The sequence below is a fragment of the Kribbella sp. CA-245084 genome (genome assembly GCF_050942355.1).
Taxonomy (GTDB): Bacteria; Actinomycetota; Actinomycetes; order Propionibacteriales; family Kribbellaceae; genus Kribbella.
On the sequence record NZ_CP192053.1, the window covers coordinates 6,461,061 to 6,473,614 of the forward strand.

At 69.1% G+C, this 12,554-nt stretch carries 14 protein-coding genes; 7 read left to right on the top strand and 7 right to left on the bottom strand.

Features of this window, described 5'->3' with window-relative positions; all coding sequences use genetic code 11:
- Positions 1-33: 33 nt before the first annotated feature.
- On the top strand, positions 34-1,188 hold the full coding sequence (locus ACQPYH_RS30710; protein ID WP_432878334.1) for an ROK family transcriptional regulator: 1,155 nt from the start codon (positions 34-36) through the stop codon (positions 1,186-1,188).
- On the opposite strand, the gene ACQPYH_RS30715 is transcribed toward ACQPYH_RS30710, so the two are convergent.
- Genes ACQPYH_RS30715 through ACQPYH_RS30725 form a run of 3 tightly spaced genes read right to left on the bottom strand, consistent with a single transcriptional unit; the run spans position 1,185 to position 3,632 of the window.
- Complete coding sequence (locus ACQPYH_RS30715) at positions 1,185-1,853, bottom strand: DinB family protein (protein WP_432878337.1); 669 nt, start codon at positions 1,851-1,853, stop codon at positions 1,185-1,187. The two genes, ACQPYH_RS30710 and ACQPYH_RS30715, sit on opposite strands and share 4 nt — an antisense overlap.
- A complete protein-coding gene (thiD, locus tag ACQPYH_RS30720) occupies positions 1,850-2,668 on the bottom strand; it encodes a bifunctional hydroxymethylpyrimidine kinase/phosphomethylpyrimidine kinase (RefSeq protein ID WP_432878340.1) in 819 nt (272 codons plus the stop codon). Before thiD ends, ACQPYH_RS30715 begins: the two co-directional genes overlap by 4 nt.
- Before the next feature lies 1 nt (position 2,669).
- Entirely contained in the window at positions 2,670-3,632 is a 963-nt protein-coding gene (locus tag ACQPYH_RS30725; protein WP_134111537.1) for a thiamine-phosphate kinase, read from the bottom strand.
- A gap of 148 nt (positions 3,633-3,780) precedes the next feature.
- Between ACQPYH_RS30725 and ACQPYH_RS30730 the strand changes: the two genes are divergently transcribed.
- The 4 genes from ACQPYH_RS30730 to ACQPYH_RS30745 all read left to right on the top strand — a co-directional run bounded on the left by ACQPYH_RS30730 (position 3,781) and on the right by ACQPYH_RS30745 (position 6,260).
- Entirely contained in the window at positions 3,781-4,017 is a 237-nt protein-coding gene (locus tag ACQPYH_RS30730; protein WP_170990044.1) for an Lrp/AsnC family transcriptional regulator, read from the top strand.
- A 32-nt stretch (positions 4,018-4,049) separates the two neighbouring features.
- Entirely contained in the window at positions 4,050-4,505 is a 456-nt protein-coding gene (locus tag ACQPYH_RS30735) for a DUF3515 domain-containing protein (protein ID WP_432878343.1), read from the top strand.
- Between the two features lie 130 nt (positions 4,506-4,635).
- Entirely contained in the window at positions 4,636-5,043 is a 408-nt protein-coding gene (locus ACQPYH_RS30740; RefSeq protein ID WP_202878065.1) for a YciI family protein, read from the top strand.
- 5 nt (positions 5,044-5,048) lie between these two features.
- Complete coding sequence (locus tag ACQPYH_RS30745; protein ID WP_432878346.1) at positions 5,049-6,260, top strand: RNA polymerase sigma factor; 1,212 nt, start codon at positions 5,049-5,051, stop codon at positions 6,258-6,260.
- Between the two features lie 82 nt (positions 6,261-6,342).
- Here the strand turns inward: ACQPYH_RS30745 and ACQPYH_RS30750 are convergent, their stop codons facing one another.
- On the bottom strand, positions 6,343-7,476 hold the full coding sequence (locus ACQPYH_RS30750; protein WP_432878348.1) for a D-alanine--D-alanine ligase family protein: 1,134 nt from the start codon (positions 7,474-7,476) through the stop codon (positions 6,343-6,345).
- 101 nt (positions 7,477-7,577) lie between these two features.
- Positions 7,578-8,774 (bottom strand): cytochrome P450, encoded by a 1,197-nt coding sequence (locus ACQPYH_RS30755; RefSeq protein ID WP_432878350.1) that lies wholly within the window; start codon positions 8,772-8,774, stop codon positions 7,578-7,580.
- A gap of 107 nt (positions 8,775-8,881) precedes the next feature.
- Between ACQPYH_RS30755 and ACQPYH_RS30760 the strand changes: the two genes are divergently transcribed.
- Positions 8,882-9,511 (top strand): TetR/AcrR family transcriptional regulator, encoded by a 630-nt coding sequence (locus ACQPYH_RS30760; protein WP_432878353.1) that lies wholly within the window; start codon positions 8,882-8,884, stop codon positions 9,509-9,511.
- Positions 9,501-10,613: a trans-sulfuration enzyme family protein gene (locus ACQPYH_RS30765; protein ID WP_432878356.1), complete on the top strand. Its 1,113-nt coding sequence runs from the start codon at positions 9,501-9,503 to the stop codon at positions 10,611-10,613. Before ACQPYH_RS30760 ends, ACQPYH_RS30765 begins: the two co-directional genes overlap by 11 nt.
- On the opposite strand, the gene ACQPYH_RS30770 is transcribed toward ACQPYH_RS30765, so the two are convergent.
- On the bottom strand, positions 10,606-11,799 hold the full coding sequence (locus ACQPYH_RS30770) for an MFS transporter (protein ID WP_432878359.1): 1,194 nt from the start codon (positions 11,797-11,799) through the stop codon (positions 10,606-10,608). The two genes, ACQPYH_RS30765 and ACQPYH_RS30770, sit on opposite strands and share 8 nt — an antisense overlap.
- The gene (locus ACQPYH_RS30775) at positions 11,796-12,533 is read right to left on the bottom strand and encodes a DeoR/GlpR family DNA-binding transcription regulator (protein ID WP_432878361.1); all 738 of its coding nucleotides are present in this window, start codon (positions 12,531-12,533) and stop codon (positions 11,796-11,798) included. Before ACQPYH_RS30775 ends, ACQPYH_RS30770 begins: the two co-directional genes overlap by 4 nt.
- Positions 12,534-12,554: the final 21 nt, after the last annotated feature.

The window sequence follows — 12,554 nt, forward strand, 5'->3', positions numbered from 1 at the left end:
TAAACTGATCCGGGGACAGAACGAAAGGCAGCTATGAATCCTGTGCGCCGGGGACAGTGGCAGACGGCTTCGGACGTGCTGACCCAACTCACCCGTCAGCCCGGGATCACCCGGGCCGCGGTCGCGCGGACGCTGCGATTGAGCACGGGTTCGGCGACAGAGGTGACGGCTCGGCTACGCGACGTGCACCTGGTGACCGAAGTACCAGCGCCAAGTCAGGGGCGTGGTCGGCCGACCACGCTGCTGCGGGCGCATCCAGAAGGACCTGTGGTGCTCGCGCTCGACCTGCGGCAGAGCAGCTGGCGGAGTGCGATCGTGACGATCGACGGCTCGCTGCAGGATCCGGAGTACCGGCGTCACCGGAGCAGGCGCCCGCAGGTCGTGCTGAACAACCTGCGCCGCCAAGTGGAGCAGGCGCGGCAGCAGTACGGCGACCGGCTGCGGATGGTGAGCCTCGCCGTACCTGGGACGATCCGCGACAACCACCTGATGCAGGCGCCGACGCTGGAGTGGGCCGAGCTGGATCTGGAGACCGTGACCGAGGGCACTGGGCTGCCGCTGCTGGCCGGCAACGACGCGACTCTGAGTGGTGTGGCGGAGGCACGTACGGGCGCTGCCGCGGGAGCTGGTACGGCGCTACACCTGATCATCGAGGTGGGCATCGGTGGGACGCTGCTGATCGACGGCGTGCCGGCGCAGGGTGCGTCTGGGGCTGGCGGTGAGTACGGGCACGTGCCCTTCGGGGACCGGTCACGAGCGTGTCCGTGCGGCGCTCGCGGGTGCTGGGACCTGGAGATCGACGGTCGTGCGCTGGCGCGGCATCTGAAGCAGGGGCGGCCGGACGACCCGTATGCCTACACCGAGGAGGTGCTGCGGCGTACAGACCGGACTGCGCGGGCTGCAGTTACCAAAGTGGTGGCAGCGCTGGGCAGCGGCATCGCGGGTCTGGTCAACGCGCATGACCCGGATGTGATCACCATCGGTGGGCTGGCGATCCCCCTGCGGGCGGCTGCCGAGGGCACGTTCAAGGAGGCCTACGAGGGTGGGCTGATGACGTTCCACCGCGGGTCTCCCCCACCAGTGCTGCCCGCGACGCTGCCCGACGGTCCGCTCCGTGGCGCGGCCGCGCTGGCGCTCGACCAGCTCACCACCGAGCCCGCGATCGCCGCGTGGGTGGCGCAGCGCTAGTCGACTACCTCTTCGACAACGGCCCCCTCGACGGCAGCTTCTTCGACGGCAGCTGCGTCCAACTCTTCGGCCTCTTCGGCCTCTTCGGCCGCTTCGACCTTCGGCTTGGGGACGATCGGCGGCTCCACCTTCGCCAGGATCTCGACGATGTCGTGCCGGTGGTGCTGGATCTCGTGCGCGGTGTGCCGGATGATCCAGCCCAGCGTGCGCGGCGCCCGCACCGGGTAGTTGTACAGCCCCAGCTTCCCCAGCTCCTGCGGCCGGAGTACTCGCGCAGCCGCACCGAAGTCCTTGGCGTTCCGCACCAGCGCGGCCGCCACCTCCATCGGGTCCTGGTTCTCGTACTTCTCCTGCTTCACCCGACCGGTCCGGTCCATCGGCGCGTACACCGGCCGGTCCTCCGCGAGGCACTGCGCGATTCGCAGCCGCTGCACCTCGAGTACGTCGCGCACGTGGCACGCGTACTCGATGGCGGACCACACCTCCGGCTCCGGCCGCAGGCGCACCACACTCGCGTCCGGACCGGCCGCGGCCTTCGTCAGCGCCATGCTGCAGTCCGCCGACTGCCGGATCAGCAGGGTCACAGTGCCCTGCAGGTCACCGGTGTCGTAGTTGAAGCCGCACTGCTCGCAGTACCCGTCAACCGGGGGCTGCTGCTTGGTCAACTGCTTCTCCCTCGAAATCTCCACGCATGATCGACCGGACCGATCCCACCGCCGAGCGCGAACCCGGCTGCGATCGCTCCGGTCACGTACTCCTTCGCAGCACCGACCGCGCTCGGTACGTCGTACCCACGTGCCAGGTACGCCGCGATAGTGCTCGCCAGTGTGCATCCAGTGCCGTGCGTGTGCCTGTTGTCGGCCCGGACCGCGCTGTACGAACGCCGTACCCCTGGGCCGTGCAGCACGTCCACTGCCGCCGTACCGACGTCGTGGCCGCCTTTCACCAGCACCCAGCGTGCACCTGCGTCCAGCAGCAGCTTTGCGGCGAGCTCCCGGTCCTCGATGGTCTCCAGCTCGATCCCGGCGACCGGTCCGAGCTCGGTGAGGTTCGGAGTGAGGACGGTGGCCAGCGGGACGATCTCGGAGCGTACGGCGTCCATCGCGTCAGCGGCTAGTAGCGCGTCGCCGTGCTTCGACACCGACACCGGGTCGACCACGATCGGCACCCCGTCCGGCAGCGTGCGCAGCAGCGAGGCGACGACCCGCACCATCGACTCGGAGGCGAGCATGCCGGTCTTCACCGCATCCACGCCGATGTCGTCGACGACGCTGTGGAACTGGGCGCGCACCTGCTCCTCCGGCAGCTCCCAGGCCCCCTGGACGCCGAGGCTGTTCTGCGCGGTGATCGCGGTCAGCACGCTCATGCCGTGCACGCCGTTCGCGAGCATCGCCTTGAGGTCCGCCTGGATCCCGGCCCCGCCACCGGAGTCGGACCCGGCGATCGTCAGCACTCTGGGCGGTGCGATCCCGACCGGCATCTCAACTCCTGAAGTGGGCGTGGCCTGTCTCGTCAGCATACGGCGAGCCGTCCACTGTCACGGTCCCGGCCGGGCGTTCCTCGTTGCCCTCAGCAACCGACCCGATGACAGTCCAGCCCTCGGGCACGTCGGCAGGCTCGAACGTGCCGACCAGGGCGTGGTCCTCACCGCCGGTCAGCACGAACTTCAGCGCGTCCACACCCGTCGCGGCAGCGACCGCCTGCAGCGGCTCCGGCACGGTCAGCGCCTTCGTGTGCACGTCGATGATCACCTGGCTCGCAGCGGCGATGTGGCCGAGGTCGGAGAGCAGTCCGTCGCTCACGTCGCACAGCGAGGACGCACCGGCGAGTGCGGCGCGCGGACCTTCGGCGTACGGCGGTTGCGGGCGGCGATGCGCTTCGACGACAGCCCGCGGTGAGCGGAACCCGCGGGCGAGAACGGCCCAGCCCGCCTCTGCCCAACCCAGCCGGCCGACGTACGCGACCTCGTCGCCAGGACGGGCGCCTGACCGCAGTACCGGTGGACGGCCGTCGAGCGAGCCGAACGCGGTGACCGACACGACGATCTTGTCCGACTGGACAGTGTCACCGCCGACGATGCTCGCCTCGACCAGCTCGCACTCGTCGACGAGGCCCTGGTTGAGCTCCAGCGCCCAGGCGGTCGGCAGGTCGGCCGGACCGCCGAAGCCGACCACGAGCGCAGTCGGCCGCGCGCCCATCGCCACCACGTCGGCCAGGTTCTGTGCGGCGGCCTTCCGGCCCACGTCGTACGCGGACGACCAGTCCTGGCGGAAGTGCCGTCCCTCCACCAGCAGGTCGGTCGTGATCACCATGCGGCCGTCCGGCACCGCCATCACGGCCGCGTCGTCACCTGGACCTACCAGGACGTCCTCACCTGTGGACAGCCCTTTGGTGACGGCCGCGATCAGGCCGAACTCACCCGTGCTCCCCAACGTCTCTGTCACGTCAGCAGACCTCCCATATCGCTGACCGGAGTCTAGGCGGTACCGTGACCGGGCAACTATGAGTACGCCCGGCTGTCTCGCAGTACCGCTGCACAGCGGTGCCGCAGCGCGGCCGGAGCCAGCTGAGGACGACTGAGTGGAGAACGACGTGGTGGTCCAGGCCTACATCCTGATCCAGACCGAGGTCGGCCGCGCGGCCGACGTCGCCGCGCAGATCGCCGAGGTCCAGGGCGTCACCCTGGCCGAGGACGTCACCGGTCCGTACGACGTGATCGTCCGCGCGGAAGCCCGCAACGTCGACGAACTGGGCAAGCTGGTGGTTGCCCGGGTCCAGAACGTTCCCGGCATCACGCGTACGCTGACCTGTCCCGTCGTCCACATCTGAGCCGTCCACACGAGGACCCGCCTGTTTTCGGTATGCCCAAAATCCTTTTGGCCGCACTCGGCGTGATCGTGCTCGCCGGGTGCAGCCCGGGTCCCACGCCCGTCCCGGTCCCCTCCCCCGCGCCTGAGGTCGCCGCCGCCTGCACGCAGCTCATCCAGGCGATGCCGGCGACGGTTCTCGATCAGAAGAAGCGGAAGACCTCGCCCGAGAGCCCGCTGACCACGGCGTACGGCGACCCGCCCATCGAGGTGACGTGCGGCGTCGCGCCGCCCGCCGGCATGGCCGAGGCCCTGTCGCAGTGCTTCCAGGTCAACGGCGTCGGCTGGTTCGCCAAACAGGTAAAGAACGGCTACATCTTCACCACCATCGGCCGCGAGCTCTACCTCGAGATGGCAGTTCCCTCGAAGTACTCGCCGGAAGCCAACGCGCTGACCGATGTCTCCGACGCTATCCACAACCAGAACAAACTCGTCACGCCCTGTACCTGACGAGTGCATACTCCCTGACGAGATCGAAAATCGTCTGCTGGTGGTGTCCGGTTGGGTGCCGCGGGGGCGACGTCTCGGGTGGAGGCGCCTGCGGTGGGCGTCCGGACGATGGGAGACAGCGGTGAAGTACATGATCCTGACGTATGCGTCGCAGCAGGACTATGACGGGATGGCCGGGAAGGACACCGGGAAGCCCGCCTGGACGCCGGAAGACTTCGCGGCCATGGGGGCGTTCATGGAGAAGTTCAACAACGAGTTGGTCGAGTCGGGCGAGCTGGTCGAGACGCGGGCGCTGGCGGCACCCGTGCTGACGCGGCGGCTCGGGTCGAAGGACGGGCAGTCGGTGGTGACGGACGGCCCGTATGCGGAGACCCAGGAGGTGCTCGCCGGGTACTGGATCGTCGAGTGTGAGTCGTTCGATCGGGCGACGGAGATCGCGTCGCGGCTGGCGGATACGCCGGCGCCTGAGTTCCTGCGCGCCACGGCGTACGCCGACATCCGGCCGATCGTCGAAGGCCAGGACGAACTGGTGGAGTGATCGGGATGACCGTCGCGCTCGGGGAGTTGCTGCGGGAGCTGGCGCCGCAGGTGTTGGGGGCGTTGGTGCGGCGGTATGGGCACTTCGACACGGCTGAGGACGCGGTGCAGGAGGCGCTGCTGGCCGCGGCGGAGCAGTGGCCGGTGGAGGGCGTGCCGGACAGCCCTCGCGGGTGGTTGATCACGGTGGCTTCTCGTCGGCTGACGGACCTGCTCAGGCGGGAGCAGGCTCGTCAGCGGCGGGAGGACCGGGTGGCGCAGTGGGCGCCGCAGGGTGAGCCGGTCGGTGAACTGGTCCGCGGTGCGGACGACACGCTGGTGCTGCTGTTCCTGTGTTGTCATCCGTCGTTGTCACCGGCGTCGCAGATCGCGTTGACGCTGCGGGCGGTCGGTGGCCTGACGACGACGGAGATCGCCCGCGCGTTCCTGGTGCCGGAGGCAACCATGACGCGGCGGATCACCCGGGCGAAGGCGAGCGTCAAAGAGAGCGGGGCGCGGTTCACCGTGCCGGCCGATCGCGAGGAGCGGCTGGGCGCGGTGCTGAAGGTCGTGTACCTGATCTTCAACGAAGGCTATGCGAGTACGGCGGGTTCGAGCCTGCAGCGGGTGGAATTGGCGGCCGAGGGGATCCGGTTGGCGCGGATGCTGCATCGGTTGCTGCCCGACGACACCGAGGCGGCGGGGTTGTTGGCGTTGATGCTGTTGACCGATGCGCGTCGGCCGGCGCGGACCGGGGCGCTCGGTGAGCTTGTGCCGATGGCGGAGCAGGACCGGTCGCTGTGGATCCCGGAGCTGATCCGGGAGGGCGTTGAGCTGATCACCGCGACGTTGCCGCGGGGGCCGGTCGGGCCTTACCAGTTACAGGCGGCGATTGCTGCCGTTCACGACGAGTCGCCGAGTGCAGAGGAGACTGATTGGCCGCAGATCGTTGCGCTGTATGAGGTGTTGCTGCAGCTCACCGACAACCCGATGGTTGCGCTCAACCACGTGGTCGCTGTTGCGATGGCCCGCGGACCGGACGAGGGGCTCGCGCTGCTCGGTGAAATCGAGGACGACGACCACCTCGCGAAGGACCACCGGTTGGCCGCGGTTCGGGCGCATCTGCTCGAGATGTCGGGGGACGCGGCGGCTGCTCGCGTCGCGTACGAGGAGGCGGCGAGCCGGGCGACCAGCGTTCCACAACAGCGCTACCTCCGCTCCCGAGCGAGCCGCCTATGACTGGCTCGCCGGGAGGATGCCGCAGGTTGGCCCAGGCTGGTGGCGCGGATCAGCCCCGGCAGGTGCGTGCCGCGTCGGTGGGTTAGCGGAGGCCGGTGTTGCGGGTCATGGCTAGGGAGAGGAGGTGTTCGACGAGTGCTGCGTAGTCCTTGCCGGAGGCGGCCCACAGGCGGGGGAACATGCTGGTCGGGGTGAAGCCCGGCATGGTGTTGATCTCGTTGATGATCACGCGGTTGTCGGCGTCGAGGAAGAAGTCGACGCGGGCCAGGCCCTCGGCGTCGATGGCGTCGAAGGCGGTGAGGGCCTTGGCGCGGACCTCGGCGGCGATCTCCTCGGGGAGGTCGGCCGGGACCGAGAGCGCGGTGTACTCCTCGCCCTCGGGCAGGTACTTCGTCTCGAAGTCGTAGAAGTCGTGGCCGCCGCCGGAGATCGCGATCTCGCCGCAGACGCTGACCTCGGGCTTGGCGCCATCGAGGCCGCCGAGTACGCCGACCTCGATCTCGCGCGGGCTCTTCGCGGAGGCCTCGACGATCACCTTCGGGTCGTGGGCGCGAGCCACCGCGACGGCTTCATCAAGCTCGTCGAGGCTGTTCACCTTGCTGATCCCGAGGCTCGAACCGCCACGGCACGGCTTGACGAACACCGGGTAGCCGAGCGCGTCGACCGCCTCGCGGCAGGCGTCCTGGTCCCGGGTCCAGTCGCGGTCGCGGATCACGACGTACGGCGTGACCTCGAGGCCGGCGGCCTGGAAGACGACCTTCATGTAGTGCTTGTCCATGCCGACGGCGCTGGCGAGTACGCCAGATCCGACGTACCGGATGTCGGACATCTCGAGCAGGCCCTGGATGGTGCCGTCCTCGCCCCACGCGCCGTGCAGCAGCGGGAAGACCACGTCGACCTGGCCGAGGGTGCTCGGGACCTGCTCGGGTTCGCTGATCACGAGCTCGCGGTTCGCGCCGAACAGCACCGGCATCGCGGTCACGTCGACCTCGGGGAGCTTGCCGTCGGTGATCGACAGCCGCTCGGGATCTCCGCTCTCCAGCACCCAGTGGCCGCTGGTACTGATGCCGATCGGGACCACGTCGTACTTGTCCCGGTCGATCACCTGCAAGACGTTCGCCGCGGTGACGCAGGAGATGGCGTGCTCGCTCGACCGGCCACCGAAAACGACGGCGACGCGGGGCTTGCGCTGTTCTTCCCTCGAGTACTCACTCACCGGCTCGACTGTAGCGGCCCTGGGATCAGGTTCCGACCAGGGTTCGGTTAAGACCCCTTCAGATCGCACTCCGTAGCGGCCGCTCTCCAGGCCGGTCCAGCTCAGTCCCAAGTGACTGGCAACGCTGTCACTCCGTACACGAGCGTGTTGTCCCGGTACTCGATTTCCTCGAACGGTACGGCGAGTCGCAGCGTCGGGATCCGCGCGTACATCCGGGTGAAGACCTCGTGCAGCTCGACCCGCGCCAATTGCTGACCGAGGCACTGATGCGGCCCGAACCCGAACGCGACATGCGCCCCGTCCGACCGCCGCAAGTCCAGCCGGTCGGGATCCGGGAACACCTGCGAGTCCCGGTTCGCCGAGGACAGCGCCGCGATCAGGAAGTCACCTGCCTGCAAAGTGGCTGCCCCGACCGGCAGCTCGTCCGTGACATGCCGGAACAGCCCGAACTGGACGACAGACAGATACCGAAGCAGTTCCTCGACCGCGGCCGGCGCCAGCGTGGGATCGGCCCGCAGCGCGGCGAGCTCGACAGGGTTCCGCAGCAGGGCGAGCGTGCTCAGAGCGATCATGTTCGCCGTCGTCTCGTGCCCGGCGATCAACAGCGTGATCCCGATCGACACCAGCTCCGGCAGGCTCAGCGGCTCGCCCAACTCCTCGCCACGGGCGATGAGCCGCGACAGCAGATCGTCCGACGGCGACGACTGCTTCGCCAGCACGAGCCCGACCATGTACTGGTTGAGCGCGTCGCTGACCCGCATGATCTCGTCCCGATCCCCGTCGACGCGCACCAGTGTCGCGCTCCGCTCCTGGAACTCGGCCCGGTCCGCATAAGGCACGCCCAGCAGCTCGCAGATCACCAGCGACGGGATCGGCAGCGCGAACGCCTGGACCAGATCGACCGGTCCGCCGGAGGCGAGCATCGTGTCGAGCTGCGTGTCGATCATCGCGGCGATCCGCGGCCGCATCGCCTCCATCCGCTTCACCGCGAACTCGGTCGCCAGCATCCGCCGCAACCGCCTGTGCGCCGCACCGTCTGCGTGAAGGATCGAGCCCGAGTCCGCCTCCCGGTCCAGATCAGCGCCCGGTACGACGTGGTCCGACGGCGCGGACAGCGAGCTCAGCCGGCTGTCGCGGAGCAGCGTGCGTACGTCGTTGTACCGGCTGACCACATAAGCGTCGACTCCGGCAGGTGTGGAGACCTTGGCCAGCTCGGGAGTACGACGGAAGCCGGCGTACTCGGAAGCCGGGTCGAAAGGACACCCGGACGGCCTGCCGACGGGGAAGCTCTCGGTCATGAACCCTCCCAAAGGATTTTGGTAGTGACTACCATATGGCTGAGTCACCCAAAGAGAAGCAACATCCGGCGAGTCGGCGAAACGGTACCCTGCCCGCGGAGGTGCTGATGGGACTGCGCGAGGTGAAGCGGGAGCGGACCCGCCGGCTGATCGCGGACAAAGCGTTCGAGCTGTTCAACGACAACGGCTTCGGCCGGACCACGGTCGAGCAGATCGCGGCGGCGGCCGAGGTCGGGCCGAGCACGCTGTACCGGTACTTCCCGACCAAGGAGACGCTGGTCCTCGAGTTCGTCGAGGACTGCCTGGGCGACGCGGTCAGCTGGTTCCGCGATCAGCCCGAGCTGGAGCTGACGGCCGGCCTGCAGGCGGTGATCGAGCGCGTCCTGGAGCAACTGGAGACCAATCCGGGACGGGTGCGGGCCGTGTTCGACATGGCCGCGCAGACCGCGTCGGTGAGCGCTCATCTCAACGAGCTGATCTGGCGTTTCCGCACCGATCTCGCCGACGAGCTGGTACTGCGGTTGCCGGCCGACAACCGGGCCGAGTTCACCGGCGCGCTGGCGGCCGGGATCGCGATGAACATCATCGAGACCGTCGTCCGCGTCTGGGTGGACACTCCCGACACCACCGACGCGAAGTCGCTCGCCCGCCAGGCGATGAGCCTGCTCCGCACCGGCGGCATCCCCCTGCCCGCGGCTGCCTATCGCGTCAGCGACAATTCGGGGTATGACTCCTGAGCTTGATCCGTCCACGGTCGTCGTCCACGCGGGGCGGCCGGAGCGGGTGCCGAACGCGCCGGTCGGCGAGTCGCCGGTGTTCAGCTCGACGTACGTCGCCGGCGGCGATCGCGGGTACGGACGGTTCGGCAACGACGCGTGGTCGGCACTCGAGGAGACGCTCGGCGAGCTCGAAGGCGGTCGTGGGCTGACGTTCGCCTCGGGGATGGCGGCGGCAGCGGCGGTGATCGACCTGGTACCAGTCGGCGGGCGGGTCGTGGCGCCGCAGCACGCGTACTCCGGCGTCGTCGCGCTGCTCGATCAGCAGACCGAGACCGGCCGGCTGACGGTCGAGCACGTCGACGTCGCGGATACCGAGGCCGTCGAGCGGGTCCTCGGCAGCGCAGACGGGGCCGACCTGCTGTGGATCGAGTCACCGACCAACCCCGCGATGGAGGTCGCCGACATCCCGGCCCTTGCCGAAGCCGGGCACGCGGCCGGCGCGATCGTTGTCGTGGACAACACGTTCGCGACTCCCCTGCTCCAGCAGCCGCTCCAGCTGGGCGCGGATGTCGTGATGCACTCGGCCACCAAGTTCATCTCCGGCCACTCGGACGTCATCCTCGGCGCGGTCATCACCGCGGACGACGATCTGTGGTCAGCGATCGAGAGCCGTCGCCGCGGCCTCGGCGCGATCCCAGGTCCGATGGAGGCCTGGCTCGCGCTGCGCGGTCTGCGTACTCTCGCGCTGCGCCTCGAGCGGGCTCAGTCGAACGCCGCGTTCCTCGCCAAGCGCCTCGAAGACCATCCGCTGGTCAGCCGCGTCCGCTACCCCGGACTGCCGAGCGATCCGGGCCATGAGCGCGCCAAAGCCCAGATGTCCGGCTTCGGCGCGATCCTCGCCGTCGAACTCGGAGGCGACGCGACACTCGCCCAACAGGTCTGCGAGCGCACTGAGCTCTGGGTGCACGCGACCAGCCTCGGCGGCGTCGAGTCGATGCTCGAACGCCGCCGCCGCTGGCCGATGGAGGTCCCGACGATCCCGGAGGACCTGATCCGCCTGTCGGTCGGCATCGAGCACCCCGACGACCTCTGGGCAGACCTCGAGCAAGCCCTTAGTTAGTGCCGTTCTTCATCTCACGGCCGTTGAGAACAGGGCCGCCGAAGAACGTCAGTACGCAGAGCACGACCGGCAGGATGAACGCGATGTTCAGCGGCATCCAGTGCGCGAGCCCGCCGATCAGCGCAGGCCCGGCGAGCAGTCCGACGTACCCGAGGCCGACGACGCGCGCCATCAGCGCGCCGGACGACCGTGGGTCGAGGTTGCCCGCGGCGGTGAAGAGCTGCGGTACGCCGCCCGCGAGGCCCAGCCCGAAGATGGCCCAGCCGACGAGCGCGACCGGCACCCACGGTACGACGATCACCAGCGTCAGACCGACCGCTGCCATCGCCGCGCCCCATCGAACGATCGCGGCCGGACCGACGACGGCCGCGACCCGGTCGGTGAGGAATCGGCCGACGGTCATCGCGACCGCGAACGCGCCGTACGCGTAGGCCGCCGTGCTCACGGAGGTGCCGAGGATGTCGCGGAAGTGCAGTGCGGCCCAGTCGTTCGCGACGCCTTCGGACAGCATCAGGCCGAACGCGAGTCCACCCAGAGCCCAGACCAGCTTGGCCGACGGCTTCGCTCGCTGCTCCCCCTCGACGACGTCGTCCTCGGGAGGAACGGTTGCCTCCAGCAAGAACCGGCTGGCGACGAGGGACAGCACGATGCACACCACACCGGCCGACGCGAGCGTGACTTCCGGCGGTACGTCGGCCCGCAGCGTCGCCGCACCGACGATCGCGGCGATGGCGCCGCCGATCGACCACATCGCATGGAAGGCGGCCATGATCGGCCGCGGGTAACCACGTTCTACGACCACAGCCTGCGCGTTCATGCCGACGTCGATCGAACCGTTGCCGAAGCCGATCAGTATCAGCGTGAGGCCGAGCGTCCACCAGTTCGTCGCGAGGCCCGGTCCGGCGAGCGCGATGCCGAGCAGGATGCCGGCCGCCGGGACGAGCCGGCGTTGACCGAGCTTGTCGACGAGCGGACCCGCGACCTGCATGCCGGTGAACGCAGCGCCGCCGAGCACCAGCAGGAGCAACCCGAGCGTGCTGTGGGTGATGCCGGTCTTCTGCTCGATGCTCGGGATGTGCACGACCCACATCCCGACCGCGAACCCGTTCAGACCGAAGTACATCCAGGTGGCGACCCGAGCGGCGCGCGGCGGCGCGGTCTGCGGTCGCAGGTCGGTGGCAGTCAAGAAGCAACCTCTACTAGAACGCCTCGTTGGGTCAGGACTGTGCGCTGGTCTTCGGGGGCCGACTCGTCGGTGATGATCAGGTCCGGGCGGTCGGCGGGGCAGACGTAGGCGAGGGCGGAGCGGTCCCATTTGGCGCCGTCCGCGAGGACGACGGTGCGCGTGGCGACGTTCATCGCCTCCTGCTTGACCTCCGCATCGCCCAGGTCGAACGCGGTCAGCCCTGCGTCGAGGCTGAACGCACACGGGCTCAGTACGGCGGCGTCGAAGCGCAGCGCTCGCAGCGAGGCGACGGTCAGCGGGCCGACCAGGGAGAGCTCACCCTTGCGCGCCTCGCCGCCCGGCATCAGCAGCCGGATCCGCGGTGCATCCGCGAGCTCGTGCGCGACATGCAGCGAGAGCGGCATGACCGTCATCGAGCGGTCGTGCAGCAGCCGCGCGGTCTCCAACGCGGTCGTACCGCTGTCGAGGACGATCGTCTCGCCGTCGTGGAGGTGCTCGACCGCGGCCCGGGCGATCGCCTGCTTGGCGGCGGTCGCGGCCTGCGTGCGGAGCGAGTACGGCGGCTCGAGCCCGGACGGCATCGCGGACACGGCACCACCGTGGACGCGCTTCAGCACGCCCTGCGCCGCCAGGAAGTCGAGGTCGCGGCGGACCGTCATGTCCGATGCCTCGGTCGCCTCGACCAGTTCCTGGACCGACACTCGGTCGACGACTCGTAGTCGTTCTACGATCACTTGATGCCGTTCTGCACTTCT